Source organism: Streptococcus sp. 11-4097, assembly GCF_018215285.2.
Classification (GTDB): Bacteria; Bacillota; Bacilli; order Lactobacillales; family Streptococcaceae; genus Streptococcus.
On sequence record NZ_CP185262.1, the window covers coordinates 518,651 to 536,508 of the forward strand.

Sequence of the window (17,858 nt, forward strand, 5' to 3'; positions counted from 1 at the left end):
AGATAAAAGGAGCAAATCAATGCCAAATTACAATATTCCATTTTCACCACCCGATATTACGGAAGCAGAAATTGCTGAAGTAGCGGATACCCTGCGTTCTGGTTGGATCACAACAGGTCCTAAGACAAAAGAACTAGAGCGTCGCTTGTCTCAATATACACAGACACCTAAGACCGTCTGCCTCAACTCTGCGACTGCCGCTCTTGAGTTGATTTTGCGCGTCTTGGAAGTGGGACCTGGTGATGAAGTCATCGTTCCAGCCATGACCTATACAGCTTCATGTAGTGTCATCACTCACGTGGGAGCAACTCCTGTCATGGTGGATATCCAAGCAGATACGTTTGAGATGGACTATGACCTGCTTGAGCAAGCTATCACTGAAAAGACCAAGGTGATCATCCCAGTAGAGCTTGCAGGGATTGTTTGCGACTACGACCGTTTGTTCCAAGTTGTGGAGAAGAAACGTGATCTCTTTACCGCTTCAAGCAAGTGGCAAAAAGCCTTTAACCGTATCGTGATTGTTTCTGATAGTGCCCATGCTTTGGGATCTACTTATAAAGGGCAACCAGCTGGTTCTATCGCTGACTTTACTTCCTTCTCATTCCACGCCGTTAAGAACTTTACAACTGCAGAAGGTGGAAGTGCCACTTGGAAAGCCAATCCAGCGATTGACGACGAAGAGATGTACAAGGAATTCCAAATTCTTTCCCTTCACGGGCAAACTAAGGATGCTCTTGCCAAGATGCAACTGGGTTCATGGGAATACGATATCGTCACACCAGCCTACAAGTGTAATATGACCGATATTATGGCTTCCCTTGGTTTGGTACAATTGGACCGCTACCCAAGTTTGCTAGAACGTCGTAAGGAGATCGTGAACCGCTATGATCGTGGTTTTGCAGGTTCTCGTATCCATCCATTGGCACACAAGACTGAAACTGTCGAATCTTCACGCCACCTCTACATCACCCATGTAGAAGGAGCGAGTTTAGAAGAACGCAATCTTATTATCCAAGAATTAGCTAAAGCAGGAATTGCAAGCAATGTCCACTACAAACCGCTTCCGCTTTTGACAGCCTATAAGAATCTTGGTTTTGATATGGCGAACTATCCTAAGGCTTATGCCTTCTTTGAAAATGAAATTACGCTCCCTCTTCACACTAAATTAAGCGATGAAGAAGTGGACTATATCATTGAGACTTTCAAAACAGTTTCTGAAAAAGTACTAGCTTCATCAAAAAAATTGTAAAAAAGTCTTGACAAAGAAAAAACAAAGTATTAAAATAAGTTCAACAAATCAGAAAAGTAACTATTTTTGATCTTCAGGGAGCCTGTGGTCATTGTGAACAGGTGGTTGGAAGTAGTGAAAGTGGGCTGATTTTAAAAATAAATTTGAAACAATGAAAATTCGGTGCGCACACCTTACAGTGCAACTTGTTGTTAGACAAGGTAGAGATGTAAAGGGATAGTCCCTTTATAATTGAGGTGGCACCGCGTTACCAACGCCCTCACACAGATGGTTTTCTGTGTGTGGGCTTTTTTCATATCTTGAAATCAATACTGAAAGAGGAAAATTTTATGACAACTAAAGGTTATTTTGGACAATTTGGTGGTAGTTTTGTACCGGAGCCGATTCAGGCTTTGTTGGATGAGTTGGAAGTGACATTTGACAAATACAAGGATGATCCAGAATTTTTGGCAGAATTTCGCCATTACTTGAAGGATTATTCAGGTCGCGAAACACCGCTCTATTTTGCAGAAAGTTTGACGGAACACCTAGGTGGAGCTAAGATTTATCTCAAACGTGAAGACCTTAACCACCTTGGTTCTCACAAGCTCAACAACGTTTTAGGACAAATTCTTTTGGCTAAACGCATGGGCAAAAAACGAGTGATTGCGGAAACAGGAGCTGGTCAGCACGGTGTTGCGACAGCAGCGGCTGCAGCCAAGTTTGGTATGGCCTGTGATGTCTACATGGGGGCAGAAGATGTGGAACGTCAACGTCTCAATGTTTTCCGTATGGAGATGATGGGAGCAACTGTTCACGCAGTTGAAACAGGGACTCGTACCCTCAAAGATGCTGTTGATGCAGCCTTTGGAGCATGGATGAATGACCTTGAAGCCTTCTATGTTCTGGGATCTGCTGTAGGTCCTCACCCATATCCAACCATTGTTCATGAGTTCCAAAAGGTTATCAGTGAAGAATCTCGCCGTCAAATCTTAGAAAAAGAAGGTCGTTTACCAGACTACGTTATTGCCTGTGTAGGTGGTGGTTCCAATGCTATCGGTGCTTTTTCGCAGTATGTGGCTGATGAAGAAGTCAAATTGGTTGGGGTCGAAGCTGCTGGTCATGGACTTGATACAGACAAGCACGCAGCTACTATGACAAAAGGTAGTATCGGAATTGTTGATGGCATGAAGACTTATGCAGTCTTTAAGGAAGACGGAGAGCTGGCTCCAGTTTACTCTATCTCAGCTGGATTGGACTATCCAGGGGTTGGCCCAGAACACGCCTACTTCAAAGATTCAGGTCGCGTGGAATATGTTGCTGCGACAGATGAAGAAGCTGTTCAAGCCCTGCTCCTTCTCAGCAAGACAGAAGGAATTATCCCAGCGATTGAAAGTTCGCATGCCATCGCAGAAGCGGTTAAACGTGCACCGAAACTAAGTAAGGATGAGATCATCATCATCAATGTCTCTGGTCGTGGAGACAAGGATGTAGCTGCGATTGCAGACTACCTAGAAGCTAAAAAATAAAAGATGGAAAAATTACAGTCCTTTCTCTTACAGAGAGCTTGTGGTTGCTGGAAACAAGCAGAGAAAGCTGTAAGGTTGGGTCCATCTGAAATGAGAGAAGAAAACATAATTCTCAAGGGAGTGCCCTTTATCGCACAACCTGTTACAGGAAATATCTGAGACAGGAATGAGAGATAGGAGAAATCCTATAATTGAGGTGGCACCGCGAATTTCGTCCTCACGCAAGTTATTTTGCGTGGGGATTTTTATATATTTATCGTAGATATGGCTATCAGTTTTAAATTATGCTTCATCACTAGATAGATTTCTATAAAATATTTGCGAACGAAGTGAGCATTAAACCGCTATTTCCCACCATAGTGGTATTCTAGAGAAGCAAAGATGCTTCTCTAGAACGGAATTTTTGAGAGTAAAATAGTTCGGGGAACTATTTTAGCCTGAGCCTAGAAATGAATGAGCGAGGAGCTCAAAAATTAGGTATTTCATTTCATGGTTTTCTAAAATCATCCACTGGATAATTTTACCTCCCGTCCGCACTATTTAAGGGAAATAGAAAAAAGACAAAAAATTAAAAATAAGAAACTGAAAGGGAAAATACAATGGAACGAATCATTCATGGAGATGTCTTATCACCAATCTTGGCTTATATGCGCCTAAAGGGGCAACACAAGGTTATCTTAGAGAGTATTCCGAGAGATAAGGAAACAGCTCGTTTTTCTATCCTAGCCTATAATCCAGTTTTTGAGATTAAGTTTGAAAATGGAGTCCTTTATCAAAATGGTCAAGTGATTGATCGGGATCCTTTGGATTTCCTTTATGAAGTGACTCATAAGAGCCAGCACCATTCAGACCTACCTTTTGGTGGGGGAGCCATTGGTTTTGTTGGTTACGATATGATTTCGCTCTATGAAGAAATTGGTCAAATCCCTGAGGATACCATTGGGACGCCAGACATGCATTTCTTCGTTTATGAGAGTTACATGGTCTTTGACCACAAGAAGGAAAAAATCCATGTCATCGAGGATGCTCTTTACAGCGAGCGTAGTCAAGAAGACTTGGAAAAAGCCTTGAATCAAGTGCTTGAGGAATTACGCATTCCTGCTTCAAATGAATTTGAAGACTTGGATTTATCACCACTTGACTTCAAACCCCATATTGCTCCTCAGAAGTTTGAGGAAATGGTGGAAACAGCTCGCGACTTGATTCGTAATGGAGATATGTTCCAATGCGTGCTCAGTCAGCGCTTCTCAGCAGAGGTTACTGGCAATCCATTTGACTTCTACAGAAATCTTCGCGTGACCAATCCATCTAATTACCTTTACTTCTATGATTTTGAAGATTATCAAATCATCGGTGCCAGTCCTGAAAGTTTGGTTTCTGTTAAAAATGGCGTTGTAACAACCAATCCGATTGCCGGTACGCGACCAAGAGGGGCTACGGATGAAGACGACAAGACTTTGGCGACAGACCTGCTTTCTGATGAGAAGGAAACAGCAGAACATCGGATGTTGGTAGACTTGGGGCGTAACGATATTGGTCGCATCTCTGAAACAGCCAGTGTCCAAGTTACCAAGTATATGGAAGTGGAGCTTTTCCGCTATGTCATGCATTTGACCAGCGTCGTAAAAGGACGTTTGCTTCCAGAACTCACTGCTATGGATGCTTTAAAATCAACACTTCCAGCTGGAACAGTTTCAGGAGCACCAAAGATTCGGGCTATGAGACGCATCTATGAACTAGAAACGGAAAAACGAGGCGTATACGCAGGAGCAATCGGCTACTTGTCAGCGACGGGTGATATGGATTTCGCCATTGCCATCCGAACTATGATTCTCAAAAATCAAACAGCCTATGTGCAGGCTGGGGCAGGGATTGTCTATGACTCTATCGCCCAAAACGAATACCAAGAAACTATTAACAAGGCTAAATCTATGACTAGAATTGGAGAACTAAGACTATGATTTTATTGATTGACAACTATGATTCTTTTACCTATAACTTGGCGCAGTACATTGGGAATTTTGCAGAAGTGCAGGTCTTGAGAAATGATGATCCTAAGCTGTATGAAGAAGCTGAAAAAGCAGATGGTCTGGTCTTTTCTCCTGGTCCTGGTTGGCCAGTTGATGCTGGAAAGATGGAAGATATGATTCGTGACTTTGCAGGCAAGAAACCGATTCTAGGGATTTGTTTGGGTCACCAAGCCATCGCAGAAGTCTTTGGTGGGAAGTTAGGCTTGGCACCAAAAGTCATGCATGGGAAACAGAGCAATATCAGCTTTGAAGCGCCATCTGTTTTGTATCAAGGCATTGAGGATGGCCGTGCGGTCATGCGTTACCATAGTATTTTGATTGAAGAAATGCCAGAAGACTTTGAAGTGACAGCTCGTTCGACTGATGATCAAGCCATCATGGGGATTCAACACAAAACCCTTCCAATTTATGGCTTCCAGTACCATCCAGAAAGTATCGGAACGCCTGACGGCTTGTCTTCTATTCGAAATTTTATCGAAAAGGTTGTAAAGTGAGGAAACTAGGATGAAAGAGATTATTGAAAAATTAGCAAAATTTGAAAATTTATCAGGTGTGGAAATGACGGATGTCATTGAGCGTATCGTGACTGGACGTGTAACAGAGGCGCAGATTGCTTCTCTCCTCTTGGCCCTTAAGATGAAGGGGGAAACTCCTGAAGAGCGCACAGCCATTGCTCAAGTCATGAGAGGACATGCCCAACATATTCCAACTGAAATCCATGATGCTATGGATAACTGCGGTACAGGTGGGGACAAGTCTTTCAGCTTTAACATTTCCACAACTGCAGCCTTTGTCTTGGCTGGTGGTGGTGTTCATATGGCCAAACACGGTAACCGCTCGATTTCTTCAAAATCTGGTTCTGCAGATGTCCTCGAAGCCTTGGGCATCAACCTAGACCTTAAACCAGCTGAACTAGGTAAGGTCTTTGATAAAACTGGAATCGTCTTTCTCTTTGCAAAAAATATGCACCCAGCTATGAAATACATCATGCCAGCTCGTTTGGAATTGGGAATTCCAACGATTATGAACTTGACTGGTCCCCTGATTCACCCAATGGCTTTGGAAACACAGCTTCTTGGAATTAGCCGTCCAGAACTTCTAGAAAGTACAGCTCAGGTTTTGAAAAATATGGGTCGCAAACGTGCCATCGTGGTTGCTGGACCAGAAGGTTTGGATGAAGCCGGCTTGAATGGAACAACCAAGATTGCTCTTCTTGAAAATGGCGAAATCACCTTGTCAAGCTTCACTCCAGAGGATTTGGGGATGGAGCGCTATGCTATCGAAGATATTCGTGGAGGGAATGCTCAGGAAAATGCAGAAATTTTGCTCAGCGTTCTGAAAAATGAAGCAAGTCCATTCTTGGAAACGACAGTCTTAAATGCTGGTCTTGGCTTTTATGCCAATGGTAAGGTAGCTAGTATCAAGGAAGGAGTTGCCTTGGCCCGTCAAGTGATTGCTAGTGGCAAGGCCCTTGAAAAACTCAGACTGTTACAGGAGTACCAAAAATGAGTCAGGAATTTTTAGCACGAATCTTGGAGCAGAAGGCGCGTGAGGTCGAGCAGATGGAGCTGGAGGAAGTCCAGCCCCTGCGTCAGACCTATCGCTTGGCTGAATTTTTGAAGAATCACCAAGACCGTTTACAGGTAATCGCTGAAGTCAAGAAAGCTAGCCCTAGTCTGGGAGATATCAATCTCAATGTGGATATTGTGCAACAGGCCCAGACTTATGAAGCGAACGGAGCAGTGATGATTTCGGTTTTGACAGATGAGGTTTTCTTTAAAGGTCATTTGGATTATCTACGGGGGATTTCCAGTCAGGTACAGATTCCAACGCTCAACAAGGACTTTATCATCGATGAAAAGCAAATCATCCGTGCTCGCAATGCAGGTGCAACAGTCATCTTACTCATTGTGGCTGCCTTGTCAGAAGAACGCCTTAAGGAACTCTACGACTACGCGACAGAGCTTGGTCTGGAAGTCTTGGTGGAAACCCACAATCTAGCTGAACTAGAGGTAGCTCACAGACTCGGTGCTCAGATTATCGGAGTTAATAACCGAAACTTGACCACCTTTGAGGTCGATTTGGAGACCAGTGTAGACTTGGCTAAACACTTCAAAGATGATTGCTTGTATATTTCTGAATCAGCTATTTTCACAGGGCAGGATGCAGAGCGAGTAGCACCATACTTTAACGGCATTTTAGTAGGGACAGCTCTCATGCAGGCAGAAGATGTAGCCCAGAGAATCAAGGAGTTGCAGATTGACAAAGGTTAAAATTTGCGGATTATCGACCGAGGAAGCGGTGGGAACAGCCGTTTCAGCAGGAGCGGACTACATCGGCTTTGTCTTCGCACCTAGCAAAAGACAGGTGACCTTGGATCAGGCTGCTGAGCTGGCAAAGATTATTCCGTCAGACGTAAAAAAGGTTGGGGTATTTGTTTCACCAAGTCGGGTAGAACTGCTAGAAGCGATTGACAAAGTTGGTTTAGACTTGGTTCAAGTTCACGGTCAGATAGCGGATGATGTGTTTGAGGATTTGCCCTGTGACAGCATTCAGGCTGTGCAGGTGGATGGAGAGGGGCATGTGCCTCATTCTCAGGCAGATTATCTCCTCTTTGATGCCCCTGTGGCAGGAAGTGGCCAGACCTTTGACTGGGGGCAACTAGATACTACTGGACTAAATCAGCCCTTCTTTATCGCAGGTGGGCTTAAGGAAGACAATGTAGTACAAGCAATTCAACACTTTACTCCCTATGCAGTAGATGTATCGAGCGGAGTGGAGACAGATGGACAAAAAGATCAGGAAAAGATTAGAAGATTTATAGAGAGGGTAAAGAATGGCATATCAGGAACCAAATAAAGATGGATTTTACGGAAAATTCGGAGGACGTTTCGTCCCAGAAACATTGATGACAGCAGTTTTGGAGTTGGAGAAGGCCTACCGTGAAAGTCAGGCAGATCCAAGTTTCCAAGAGGAATTAAACCAACTCTTGCGTCAGTACGTGGGGCGTGAAACTCCCCTTTACTACGCAAAAAATTTGACTCAGCATATCGGCGGAGCCAAGATTTATCTCAAACGGGAAGACCTTAACCATACAGGGGCCCACAAGATTAACAATGCCTTGGGACAAGTTTTGCTTGCTAAACGCATGGGTAAAAAGAAAATTATCGCTGAAACAGGTGCTGGTCAGCACGGTGTGGCAACTGCAACTGCTGCAGCCCTCTTTAACATGGAATGTACTATCTACATGGGTGAGGAAGATGTCAAACGCCAAGCCCTCAATGTGTTCCGTATGGAGCTTTTGGGAGCTAAGGTTGAGGCAGTGACAGACGGTTCGCGCGTGCTCAAAGATGCGGTCAATGCAGCTCTTCGTTCATGGGTGGCTAATATCGATGATACCCACTATATCCTTGGTTCTGCCTTGGGGCCTCACCCATTCCCAGAAATCGTCCGTGACTTCCAAAGTGTCATCGGTAGGGAAGCCAAACAACAGTACCGTGACTTGACAGGTCAAGATTTACCAGATGCTCTAGTAGCCTGTGTTGGTGGTGGGTCGAATGCTATCGGGCTCTTCCATCCATTTGTAGAAGATGAGTCAGTAGCCATGTATGGAGCTGAAGCGGCTGGACTTGGTGTGGATACGGAGCACCATGCAGCTACCTTGACTAAGGGTCGTCCTGGTGTTCTTCACGGTTCTCTCATGGATGTGCTCCAAGATGCCCATGGTCAAATTCTTGAAGCCTTCTCTATTTCAGCAGGCTTGGACTATCCTGGTATCGGTCCAGAACATTCTCACTACCACGATATTAAACGTGCCAGCTATGTCCCTGTGACAGACGAAGAAGCCTTGGAGGGATTCCAACTCTTGTCTCGCGTGGAAGGGATTATCCCAGCCTTGGAATCTAGCCATGCTATCGCCTTTGCGGTGAAATTGGCCAAAGAACTCGGTCCAAACAAGTCCATGATTGTCTGCCTATCAGGTCGTGGGGACAAGGATGTGGTCCAAGTCAAAGACCGCTTGGAAGCAGACGCAGCAAAGAAGGGAGAAACTCATGCCTAAGACACTAACAGAAAAATTGAACACTATTAAAGCAGCTGGAAAGGGAATTTTTGTTCCCTATATCATGGCTGGAGACCACGAGAAAGGTTTGGATGGTCTCGCTGAAACAATCCGCTTTTTAGAAGATTTGGGTGTTTCAGCTATTGAAGTGGGCATTCCTTTTTCAGATCCTGTTGCAGATGGGCCTGTTATAGAAGAAGCAGGCTTACGCAGTCTAGCTCGCGGAACGTCTACTCAGGCTTTGGTTGAAACCTTGAAAACCATTGAAACAGAGATTCCACTGGTCATTATGACCTACTTCAATCCCCTCTTTCAGTACGGTGTTGAGAAGTTTGTCAAAGATTTGGCAGATACAGCGATTAAGGGTTTGATTATTCCAGACCTGCCTCATGAGCATGCCAACTTTGTAGAACCATTTTTGGCAGATACAGACATTGCTTTGATTCCTTTAGTAAGCTTGACCACAGGGATTGAGCGTCAGAAAGAGTTGATTGAAGGGGCAGAAGGATTCGTCTATGCAGTTGCCATCAATGGGGTGACAGGGAAGTCAGGCAATTATCGTGCAGACTTGGACAAGCACTTGGCACAACTTCATCAAGTGGCCGATATCCCAGTCTTGACAGGTTTTGGCGTATCTAGTCAAGCTGATGTAGAACGCTTCAATGCGGTGTCAGATGGCGTTATCGTCGGTTCAAAAATCGTAAAAGCTCTCCACCAAGGAGAGCCGATTGAGGACTTTATCAAACAAGCAGTAGCTTACCAAAAATAATCAAACAAGCAGCGAGTAAGAGGAAAGGCACGAAAGGCAGTCTTTCCTTTTTCTTTTGCAGGAGAAAGGCTAGAATTCCTGTTGCAGAAGCAAACTGAATCAAGATGAGTAACTCGGTTGCGCTAAAGACGAGAGCGCAAGAAGCCAGAAAGAGGAAATCCCCTGCACCCATACGGATATCGATAAAATGAGCTAGAATTCCTAGGACAAGGAAAAAGACCATGACCAGATTCCAGCCTGAGTAGACCATTAGAGGCAGATGGAAAGTTATCCAGACCAGTAAGGGATATTCCTGATGGCGAAAGTCGTAGATGCCCAAGGTCAAACCAGCAGTGATTAGGATGACTTGCCCCAAGGAAAGAAAACCCCAAGACCAAGATAGAAAGAGGAGTCCTAAGCCTAGTTCAAAGAGGGCATACCAGACAGGATAAGGAGCCTTGCAGTAGCGACAGCGAAAGCGATTGAAGACCTGCGAGAGAATCGGAATCAAATCTAAGGGACGCAAGCGAGTCTGACAGGAATCGCAGTGACTGGCTGGACTGATAATGGATTGCTCTGGAAAACGGTCAATGACCAAACCAAGAAAGGAAGCGAGAATGCTCCCGACAAGAAAAAAATAAAAATCAATCATACTTATCTATTCGTAAAAAATAGGAGAAGTAGTATAATGGAGAAACATAAACAAGATAGTGAGGTCAAGATGACAATTCGTTTTGAAGAAAATGTGAGCACAGAAAACGCTCAGCTCGTATGTCAATGGTCCAACTCCCTTGGCAAATCCTTTCAAGAGCAATGGATGGGAACAATGATTCCTTTTCCCTTGACAATTCAAGTCTTGCAAGACTTGGAAGGAGTTTTTTCTATCTTTGATGGACACGAGTTTGTGGGGCTTATCCAGAAAGTCAGACTAGAAGACAGTAATCTTCATATTGGAAGATTTTTTATCAACCCCCAGAAACAGGGGCAAGGCTTAGGTAGCCAGGCTTTAAGGAAATTTGTTAGTTTGGTCTTTGAAAATGGAGACATAGGTAGTATTTCTTTAAATGTCCTCGAAGCAAATCAAGCAGCCCAGCACCTTTATCAAAAAGAAGGATTTGAAATCGTTCAAATGGTTGAAGCACCTGTACGAAAATACATCATGAAAAAGGGGAGATAGAAGCAAACAGCCTTGAAATCAATGTTGACTGCGATGATGAACCTGAATCAGCCCCTCAAAAGGGACTGTATATGAATGAACGTTACCAGTGTTTAAAAACTAAAGAATATCAGGCACTTTTATCTTCCAAGGGTAGACAAATTTCCGCTAAACGTAAGATTGATATGAAATCTGTCTTTGGGCAGATAAAGGTTTGTTTGGGTTATAAGAGATGTTATCTGAGAGGTAAGCGCCAAGTGAGAATTGACATGGGATTTGTACTCATGGTCAACAACCTGCTGAAATATAATAAGAGAAAGAGGCAAAATTAAAAAGCTAGAGTTCCGCAATTGGAAATCTCTAGCTTTTTGTTTTCTGAGAATCATCTTGACTCAAACTCTTTTGACTAATGTTACTAAAAAGATAAAGTAACTTTTAGCCTTATTTATTGTCGCCACTCAACATGTTTTTAACACCTTCGATAGCGCCTTCTACAGCGTCTTTGGCATCTTCAGCAACTTCTTTTACTTTAGAAACAACTTTTTCAGCTGTTCCTTCTTTTTCCATTTTTTCATCACCGATGGCTTTACCAACACCTTCTTTAATAGAACCTTTAGCTTGATTTAATTTTTCTTCTACTGACATGATAATTTCTCCTGTTATATTTATTTTATCTTAGTTTACACGAGTTCTTTCGTGAGATACTACACCATTTGCTGCACCTTTAACAGCTTCTACGCCTTCGCTAACTTTTTCTTGAACAGTTGAGAAACCAGATCCAAGACCAGATTTAGCTTTTTCGAATTGTTCTGAAGCGAATTCTCCTGTTGATTCAGCAACGTCAGATACGCGATCTTGAAGGCTTACTGAGTCTGCTTCATGTTGTTCTTTAGTTTTGATGTCGACAACGTTTACGTTGATTTCAACAACTTCCAAGTCAGTCATTTTAGCAACTTCTGAAGATACGATTTCTCTGATTTCTGAATATAAAGCTGGAACATTTTTTTGGTACTCAGCAATAATGTTTAAGTCAACTGCAACTTGTGTTTTACCAACTTCTACGTTAACACCACTTGTTACGTCATCGCTGTTAACGATTTTTTCTTTAAGATTTGAGAAGAAACCACCGTCGATTCCCAAAAGACCTGAAACGTTTTCTAGTGACAGACCAATGATTTTTTGGATAACTTTATCTTCGTAAGTAAGTTCTCCTTTGATTTAGTGAGCTACAGCAGTAGCATCTTTCTTTTCTACGTTAGTGTTAATGTTTTTTTCGTTTGACATATGAAACTCCTTTAATTAAATTAGTAATTTTTATTTATCTATATAGTTTTTTTCGATATATAATCCAGCTGCAACTCCCAGTGCTCCTAAAATCAATACAAATATTGTTTTGAAGAAGCCAAAGGAGATAATCAAACAAGCGAGAAATACGCCTATGAGACCTGCGATTATTGGATATCGATATTGTTTAAGCCATTCCATTTTTTACTTCCTTACTTCACACGACTAACAGTCTTTTTGTTTTGAGGTTTTGGTTTAGGCTGGTAGTCTTTTACTAGAACTTCTAGTTTAACCTGACGCTCAATACCAAAAAACTGCTTCAATCCATTAGTTATTTCATTTTGAATTAGTTGGCATCTGTCAGCGATGTTGTCCGAAGGAAGAATTTTACCTTCTACATGAACGAAACATTTATTTTTTCGTAAATTTACATGAACAGTTGGGTTCTTGATCAATCCATGATCACTTACCAAACTTCTAACAAAACCTTCGATTGCAGAATTCTTTAATTTTAATGTATCGTTTTTAGTTTCAAGTTGAATTTCCAAATAACGTTTAGGATAAAACAACACAACTAACATCGATAACAAAACTAAAGTTGATAGAGCCACTATCCCCCAGAATATATATCTAGAGAGATAAAATTCAACGAAATGATTCTGTCTCCAGCTAAATAGCTGAATGCCTAGATCACTAACTTGATGATAATCTATCAAAACAGGAAGGAAAATTGTCAAGATTAAAATACAGAAAATAATTAAAAATATTTTCTTTGTTTTTGACATATACAATCCTTTCGATTTAACATTAAACTATTTTTAACCGTCTAATCTATTTAAAAATAGTTTATTCTACAAGTAATTATTTTTTACCTGTAAAGAATGATACTACAGTAACAACAATTGCTGCTCCTGCAATAGATGGGATCAAAGCCATTCCAGCGATGGATGGGCCCCAACTACCTAAAAGGGATTGTCCTACAGATGACCCGACTAAACCAGCGAATACATTTGCGACGATTCCCATAGAACTACCTTTTTTAGTGATTCTACCTGCTACAAGTCCAATAAGACCTCCAGCAATGATTGACCACAATATTGCTTACCCTCCTTTTTTATTTTAATATCAAAAAATAAATCAATTCCTTTGATTATTGCTATTGTATAATTTTAATATAAAATAATCAATTATTTTGATTATTATATAATTTTAATATAAAAAAATCAAATTCTTTGATTGTTGCTATTATATAATTTTTAAAATTAAAAATATAATCTTTCGACTTGAATTTGATTCTGTATTCACGCCCTCAATAGACGGTAAAATAAGAAAATTGTTTATATATTGCCTCCGTAGTGTTATTATACGAGATAAAGGATCTTAGTAAAAGTCGTTATAGCATGCTATACCTATTCATTGTGGTATAATTGCAGGAGGTTTAATCCGATAATTTATAAAGAGAGAAAGACATCCATGAGAGATTTATTATCTAAAAAAAGTCATAGGCAATTAGAATTATTAGAATTATTATTTGAACATAAACGATGGTTTCATCGTTCTGAACTAGCAGAGTTACTAAATTGTACAGAACGTGCAGTCAAAGATGATCTATCCCATGTTAGATCTGCTTTTCCTGACTTGATTTTTCATTCTTCTACTAATGGTATACGCATTATTAATACCGATGATAGTGATATTGAAATGGTTTACCATCATTTCTTTAAACATTCAACTCATTTTTCGATTTTAGAATTTATCTTCTTTAATGAAGGTTGTCAAGCTGAAAGTATTTGTAAAGAATTCTATATCAGTTCATCTTCGCTCTATCGTATTATTAGCCAAATTAATAAAGTGATTAAAAGGCAATTTCTATTTGAAATCAGTCTGACCCCTGTTCAAATCATTGGAAATGAGAGAGACATTCGTTACTTTTTTGCACAATATTTTTCAGAAAAATATTATTTCCTAGAATGGCCATTTGAAATTTTTTCATCAGAGCCCCTATCTCAATTGTTAGAATTGGTTTATAAGGAAACAAGCTTTCCAATGAATTTGTCAACTCATAGAATGCTAAAGTTGCTCCTAGTTACGAACCTATATAGAATAAGGTTTGGTCATTTCATGGAAGTAGAGAAAGACTCTTTTAACGATCAAAGTTTGGATTTTTTAATGCAGGCAGAAGGAATAGAAGGTGTTGCTAAGAATTTTGAATTAGAATACAATATCTCTTTAGATGAAGAAGTTGTTTGCCAATTATTTGTGTCTTACTTTCAAAAAATGTTTTTCATAGATGAAAGTCTCTTTATAAAATGCGTAAAAAAGGATAGCTATGTTGAAAAATCTTACCATCTATTGAGTGATTTTATTGATCAGATTTCAGCCAAGTATCAGATTGAGATTGAGAATAAGGATAATCTGATTTGGCATCTGCATAATACCGCACATCTGTATCGTCAAGAGTTGTCCACTGAGTTTATTTTATTTGATCAAAAAGGGAATACAATCAGGAATTTTCAAAATATTTTTCCTAAATTTGTTTCAGATGTAAAAAAAGAGCTTTCTCATTATTTAGAGACTCTTGAGGTTTGTTCTAGTTCAATGATGGTAAATCATCTATCTTATACCTTCATCACTCATACCAAACATTTGGTGCTTAATCTACTACAAAATCAGCCAAAGCTGAAGGTTCTGGTTATGAGTAATTTTGATCAGTATCATGCCAAATCCGTTGCAGAGACACTTTCTTATTACTGTAGCAATAATTTTGAACTTGAAGTTTGGAATGAATTAGAATTATCAAAGGAATCTTTAGAAGAATCGCCTTATGATATCATCATTTCTAATTTTATTATTCCTCCGATTGAAAATAAGAGACTGATCTATTCAAATAATATAAACACGGTCTCACTCATATCTTTGTTAAATGCCATGATGTTTGTTCGATTAGACGAGTAACTAAGAATAACAAAAAACGCTAGATAGCGTTTTTTTGTGATAAGAAAATAATTTCATCAATATTAGACTCAGAATATCCTAACAATCTTGTCATTTTTTTGTTCAGAATAACAAAAAAGCCTTATAAATCAAGGCTTTTTCCTGTTGTTTAGATGCCCCCTACATGAATTTGTAAGAACTTTTCATATTGAAAATAAACAAAAATGTTGAAATATAGCTGATTTTAGGGAAATACTTTTAGGTATTTTCAATGTCAGGATTTAAAAATGGGGCAAAAACGAATAACTCACATTTGGTTTGAAAACCTATAATACCTAATGATTGGGCCATACTAGATATATAGTGTTGTTATAAATAAATGTCAGTGCGAGTTCAAATCGGAGGATAAAATGGAAAAACAAATTAATGAAAAAAAGCCTTGGTTCCCAAAGCTTTTTAATCTTATAAACTCATTAAAACAACTCCCAGTAAGGTGTGGAATGTTTTTTAGTCTGTGTCATATAAAAATAAATAGAATGAATAGCTATAGCTAGAGCTAAAATGGTTGTAATACTTACTACTATTATAGGATTAGAAGCAAAGATTAAAGAGAGAATCAAGGCAGCCAGATAGAGTGTAGCTTGGACACAGTAGTAACTTTTCGAATAGCGAAGATAGTGTTTGTTATAGGGCCCATTTGCTAGGACAGCAGCTTGGAAGAGGCCAATTCCGATATAAAAGAAGCTGGTTGCAAAGAGAAGATTAGTTTCAGGATTCAGAAGAAAACTCATCGAAACGGTCATCATAAGAAGTCCAATGAAAATAGGATAGTGACTGTAAATTAGAAATAGTCCCTTTTGATTAGATTCTTCATCAATAGCATGGTCGAATTGAACAAAATAAAACAAGAACAGAGAAAGCATAATAATGAAATAAAGAACCGAATAAATCGAGAAATTCTCGATTGTAAAGAAGTTAACTAGCCCCATAATCATCTCTCCAAACGTAATAATGACAAGAAGGGAGATGCGCTCGATTAAATGGGGGAGAACTATCTGGAAATGATCATCTTTACTAATCGAGGTAATTGGCATAATAAATGTTAGCAGAATACTAGCATAAAGGATATAGACTCCAATGTAAATAGGAAGAAGAGCTGCTAGATAGATTTCTAAACTTCGTAGACCTGTTATCCATAGAAAACCTTTGATACTTTCCCTATGAACATTATCGGTTGATTTTTTAAAAAACTCAACCAAATATTGAAAAAATAAGGTAAGGGTTAATGTACCAATAGCCCAACAGACATAATGAAAATATTGTTGCCAATCATCTTTAATCAAATTGGATATAAAGAGTAAAAGTCCCATATTGATAAACATGATTACCATGTTAAATAAAGAGTTCTTTCCATAGCGATTGGTATAAACGGTTTGAATCATCCAGGCATTGATGAGAAGCAAGACAGACATGAAAAAATCAAGCAAAGAATTCCAAGTCAAAATACCGTTATGAAGATGGTGAATTAAAGCAGTTACTTTTGAAATCGCAAAAACAAAAACTAGATCATAAAAAAGTTCTGAATAATTTACACGTTTATGTTTAACAAGAGTTGTCATCTTAAGACCTTTCTATTTTAGAAGTACAATTTATTATAACATAAAATGGTAATGAGAGAAAAGAAGATGCTTAAATAACTTCATGTGGCGCGAATTGTCAAAACCTTGGAGCACATTTACCTCACGTACCAGCTTACAGGCGGAGTGTTTGACGATTGATAATGAAGTACGTGTATTTTGAGGCAAAAGATTTCGAGACTCCATTACGTAACTCCCATATATAAATAAAAAATGATTGTTTCATTATAGCAAATCTAAAGAAACACGCTAAAAAGCAACCCTGACGAGTTGCTTAATATCCTATTAAAAATTAACTGTGTCAGGATCATCCTGAGTTTTGATGCCTTGAATCTTATCCAGGACTGCCATATCTTCCTCTGATAAGTCGAAGTCGAAGATATCTAGGTTGCCTTCAATATTTTTAGGTGTTACAGACTTAGGTAGTGGCAAGAAACCTTTTTGAAGGCTCCAACGCAGAGCAACTTGTGCCACAGATTTACCGTTACGTTCAGTCACTGCTTCAACATCTTCATTTCCAAAAATGCTACCTGTACCTAGTGGACTATAGGCTTCAAGAAGGATATCGCGCTCTTGGCAATAGGCAACTAAGTCTTCTTGGTTACAACCTGGAGCCAAGAGGATTTGATTGACATGTGGAACAATTTCAGCTGTTTCAATAAGAGCTTCTAGGTGGTGTTGCATAAAGTTAGACACACCGATAGCACGCACCTTACCTTCTTTGTAGGCTTCTTCCATAGCCTTCCATGCACCCGCATTGCCAGCCTTCCAATCATCATTCTCACGAAGCGCCTTTGGATTAGGCCAATGGATAAGTAAAAGATCCAAATAATCCACACCAAGTCTTTCGAGAGACTCATCGATAGAAGTCTTAGCTAACTCGTAATCATGCTTATCATTCCAAAGTTTGGTAGTTAGGAAAATATCCTCACGTGCCAAATTACTATCAGCAATCGCTTTACCTACAGAAACCTCGTTACCGTAAATTTGTGCGGTATCAATATGTGTGTAACCCGCCTTAAGTGCGAAGCTAACGCTGTTATAGGCTTCTTCGCCTTCGGCAATTTGCCAAGTTCCAAAACCAATTTTAGGAATAGCAACCCCATTTGCAAGTGTATATGTTTCCATGATTTTCACCTTTTCTTTTTTTAATAGTACTATCTTAAAGAAGATAAGGCAAAAATGCAAAGATTTGCTACGGCTATTACTATGAATAGTTCCTTACTTCTTTTTCCGCTGTTGGTAACATCCT

Annotated in this window: 18 protein-coding genes, 2 pseudogenes and 2 other annotated features; of the genes and pseudogenes, 12 read left to right on the top strand and 8 right to left on the bottom strand. The window is 39.8% G+C overall.

The window, feature by feature from the left end:
* Positions 1 to 19 precede the first annotated feature (19 nt).
* The 9 genes from KB197_RS02775 to trpA all read left to right on the top strand — a co-directional run bounded on the left by KB197_RS02775 (position 20) and on the right by trpA (position 9,616).
* Complete coding sequence (locus KB197_RS02775) at positions 20 to 1,249, top strand: DegT/DnrJ/EryC1/StrS family aminotransferase (RefSeq protein WP_020903539.1); 1,230 nt, start codon at positions 20 to 22, stop codon at positions 1,247 to 1,249.
* Positions 1,250 to 1,283: 34 nt separating this feature from the next.
* Positions 1,284 to 1,513 (top strand) — a binding site (T-box leader).
* Positions 1,514 to 1,578: 65 nt separating this feature from the next.
* On the top strand, positions 1,579 to 2,757 hold the full coding sequence (gene trpB, locus KB197_RS02780; protein ID WP_050252720.1) for a tryptophan synthase subunit beta: 1,179 nt from the start codon (positions 1,579 to 1,581) through the stop codon (positions 2,755 to 2,757).
* Positions 2,748 to 2,979, top strand: a binding site (T-box leader). Its footprint overlaps the gene before it by 10 nt.
* A gap of 377 nt (positions 2,980 to 3,356) precedes the next feature.
* Positions 3,357 to 4,718, top strand: coding sequence for an anthranilate synthase component I (gene trpE / locus KB197_RS02785; RefSeq protein WP_004256037.1), 1,362 nt, complete (start codon positions 3,357 to 3,359; stop codon positions 4,716 to 4,718).
* The gene (locus KB197_RS02790) at positions 4,715 to 5,281 is read left to right on the top strand and encodes an aminodeoxychorismate/anthranilate synthase component II (RefSeq protein WP_084890039.1); all 567 of its coding nucleotides are present in this window, start codon (positions 4,715 to 4,717) and stop codon (positions 5,279 to 5,281) included. Before trpE ends, KB197_RS02790 begins: the two co-directional genes overlap by 4 nt.
* A 10-nt stretch (positions 5,282 to 5,291) precedes the next feature.
* Positions 5,292 to 6,296, top strand: coding sequence for an anthranilate phosphoribosyltransferase (trpD, locus tag KB197_RS02795; RefSeq protein WP_125431415.1), 1,005 nt, complete (start codon positions 5,292 to 5,294; stop codon positions 6,294 to 6,296).
* Positions 6,293 to 7,060, top strand: coding sequence for an indole-3-glycerol phosphate synthase TrpC (gene trpC / locus KB197_RS02800; protein WP_125416958.1), 768 nt, complete (start codon positions 6,293 to 6,295; stop codon positions 7,058 to 7,060). Before trpD ends, trpC begins: the two co-directional genes overlap by 4 nt.
* On the top strand, positions 7,047 to 7,646 hold the full coding sequence (locus tag KB197_RS02805) for a phosphoribosylanthranilate isomerase (protein ID WP_212573467.1): 600 nt from the start codon (positions 7,047 to 7,049) through the stop codon (positions 7,644 to 7,646). The genes trpC and KB197_RS02805 overlap by 14 nt, the downstream gene beginning before the upstream one ends.
* A complete protein-coding gene (trpB, locus tag KB197_RS02810) occupies positions 7,624 to 8,847 on the top strand; it encodes a tryptophan synthase subunit beta (RefSeq protein WP_212573466.1) in 1,224 nt (407 codons plus the stop codon). Before KB197_RS02805 ends, trpB (KB197_RS02810) begins: the two co-directional genes overlap by 23 nt.
* Positions 8,840 to 9,616 carry a tryptophan synthase subunit alpha gene (gene trpA, locus KB197_RS02815; protein WP_212573465.1) on the top strand — a complete coding sequence of 259 codons (777 nt, stop codon included), beginning with the start codon at positions 8,840 to 8,842 and terminating at the stop codon, positions 9,614 to 9,616. Before trpB (KB197_RS02810) ends, trpA begins: the two co-directional genes overlap by 8 nt.
* Here the strand turns inward: trpA and KB197_RS02820 are convergent.
* Positions 9,588 to 10,247, bottom strand: coding sequence for a prepilin peptidase (locus tag KB197_RS02820; RefSeq protein WP_000564998.1), 660 nt, complete (start codon positions 10,245 to 10,247; stop codon positions 9,588 to 9,590). The two genes, trpA and KB197_RS02820, sit on opposite strands and share 29 nt — an antisense overlap.
* Positions 10,248 to 10,316: 69 nt before the next feature.
* Here KB197_RS02820 and KB197_RS02825 point away from each other — a divergent pair, with 69 nt between their 5' ends.
* Both KB197_RS02825 and KB197_RS02830 read left to right on the top strand, forming a co-directional pair.
* Entirely contained in the window at positions 10,317 to 10,772 is a 456-nt protein-coding gene (locus KB197_RS02825) for a GNAT family N-acetyltransferase (protein ID WP_212573478.1), read from the top strand.
* Between the two features lie 41 nt (positions 10,773 to 10,813).
* A pseudogene (locus KB197_RS02830) lies at positions 10,814 to 11,083 on the top strand (transposase); the annotation flags it as partial.
* 109 nt (positions 11,084 to 11,192) lie between these two features.
* Here KB197_RS02830 and KB197_RS02835 read toward each other — a convergent pair.
* The 5 genes and pseudogenes from KB197_RS02835 to KB197_RS02855 form a co-directional block, all read right to left on the bottom strand.
* A complete protein-coding gene (locus tag KB197_RS02835) occupies positions 11,193 to 11,396 on the bottom strand; it encodes a CsbD family protein (protein WP_000109960.1) in 204 nt (67 codons plus the stop codon).
* A gap of 30 nt (positions 11,397 to 11,426) precedes the next feature.
* Positions 11,427 to 12,035, bottom strand: a pseudogene (locus KB197_RS02840) (Asp23/Gls24 family envelope stress response protein).
* A gap of 30 nt (positions 12,036 to 12,065) precedes the next feature.
* Positions 12,066 to 12,236 (bottom strand): DUF2273 domain-containing protein, encoded by a 171-nt coding sequence (locus KB197_RS02845; protein ID WP_000455064.1) that lies wholly within the window; start codon positions 12,234 to 12,236, stop codon positions 12,066 to 12,068.
* 11 nt (positions 12,237 to 12,247) lie between these two features.
* Positions 12,248 to 12,820: an alkaline shock response membrane anchor protein AmaP gene (gene amaP / locus KB197_RS02850; protein ID WP_023946078.1), complete on the bottom strand. Its 573-nt coding sequence runs from the start codon at positions 12,818 to 12,820 to the stop codon at positions 12,248 to 12,250.
* A gap of 76 nt (positions 12,821 to 12,896) precedes the next feature.
* Complete coding sequence (locus KB197_RS02855) at positions 12,897 to 13,133, bottom strand: GlsB/YeaQ/YmgE family stress response membrane protein (protein WP_049522036.1); 237 nt, start codon at positions 13,131 to 13,133, stop codon at positions 12,897 to 12,899.
* 375 nt (positions 13,134 to 13,508) lie between these two features.
* Here KB197_RS02855 and mgaSpn point away from each other — a divergent pair, with 375 nt between their 5' ends.
* Positions 13,509 to 14,990 (top strand): virulence factor transcriptional regulator MgaSpn, encoded by a 1,482-nt coding sequence (gene mgaSpn, locus KB197_RS02860; RefSeq protein WP_212573464.1) that lies wholly within the window; start codon positions 13,509 to 13,511, stop codon positions 14,988 to 14,990.
* A 452-nt stretch (positions 14,991 to 15,442) separates the two neighbouring features.
* Here the strand turns inward: mgaSpn and KB197_RS02865 are convergent, their stop codons facing one another.
* A complete protein-coding gene (locus tag KB197_RS02865) occupies positions 15,443 to 16,588 on the bottom strand; it encodes a low temperature requirement protein A (RefSeq protein WP_094753347.1) in 1,146 nt (381 codons plus the stop codon).
* A 303-nt stretch (positions 16,589 to 16,891) separates the two neighbouring features.
* On the bottom strand, positions 16,892 to 17,734 hold the full coding sequence (locus tag KB197_RS02870) for an aldo/keto reductase (RefSeq protein ID WP_212573463.1): 843 nt from the start codon (positions 17,732 to 17,734) through the stop codon (positions 16,892 to 16,894).
* Positions 17,735 to 17,858 lie beyond the last annotated feature (124 nt).

Bases quoted from the DNA above. Each gene is read 5' to 3' on its own strand.
- amaP (WP_023946078.1), bottom strand. From the start codon at position 12,820: ATGTCAAAAACAAAGAAAATATTTTTAATTATTTTCTGTATTTTAATC.
- KB197_RS02825 (WP_212573478.1), top strand. From the start codon at position 10,317: ATGACAATTCGTTTTGAAGAAAATGTGAGCACAGAAAACGCTCAGCTC.
- KB197_RS02870 (WP_212573463.1), bottom strand. From the start codon at position 17,734: ATGGAAACATATACACTTGCAAATGGGGTTGCTATTCCTAAAATTGGT.
- trpA (WP_212573465.1), top strand. From the start codon at position 8,840: ATGCCTAAGACACTAACAGAAAAATTGAACACTATTAAAGCAGCTGGA.
- trpD (WP_125431415.1), top strand. From the start codon at position 5,292: ATGAAAGAGATTATTGAAAAATTAGCAAAATTTGAAAATTTATCAGGT.
- trpE (WP_004256037.1), top strand. From the start codon at position 3,357: ATGGAACGAATCATTCATGGAGATGTCTTATCACCAATCTTGGCTTAT.
- KB197_RS02775 (WP_020903539.1), top strand. From the start codon at position 20: ATGCCAAATTACAATATTCCATTTTCACCACCCGATATTACGGAAGCA.
- mgaSpn (WP_212573464.1), top strand. From the start codon at position 13,509: ATGAGAGATTTATTATCTAAAAAAAGTCATAGGCAATTAGAATTATTA.
- KB197_RS02790 (WP_084890039.1), top strand. From the start codon at position 4,715: ATGATTTTATTGATTGACAACTATGATTCTTTTACCTATAACTTGGCG.
- trpC (WP_125416958.1), top strand. From the start codon at position 6,293: ATGAGTCAGGAATTTTTAGCACGAATCTTGGAGCAGAAGGCGCGTGAG.
- KB197_RS02865 (WP_094753347.1), bottom strand. From the start codon at position 16,588: ATGACAACTCTTGTTAAACATAAACGTGTAAATTATTCAGAACTTTTT.
- KB197_RS02835 (WP_000109960.1), bottom strand. From the start codon at position 11,396: ATGTCAGTAGAAGAAAAATTAAATCAAGCTAAAGGTTCTATTAAAGAA.
- KB197_RS02820 (WP_000564998.1), bottom strand. From the start codon at position 10,247: ATGATTGATTTTTATTTTTTTCTTGTCGGGAGCATTCTCGCTTCCTTT.
- trpB (WP_212573466.1), top strand. From the start codon at position 7,624: ATGGCATATCAGGAACCAAATAAAGATGGATTTTACGGAAAATTCGGA.
- trpB (WP_050252720.1), top strand. From the start codon at position 1,579: ATGACAACTAAAGGTTATTTTGGACAATTTGGTGGTAGTTTTGTACCG.
- KB197_RS02845 (WP_000455064.1), bottom strand. From the start codon at position 12,236: ATGGAATGGCTTAAACAATATCGATATCCAATAATCGCAGGTCTCATA.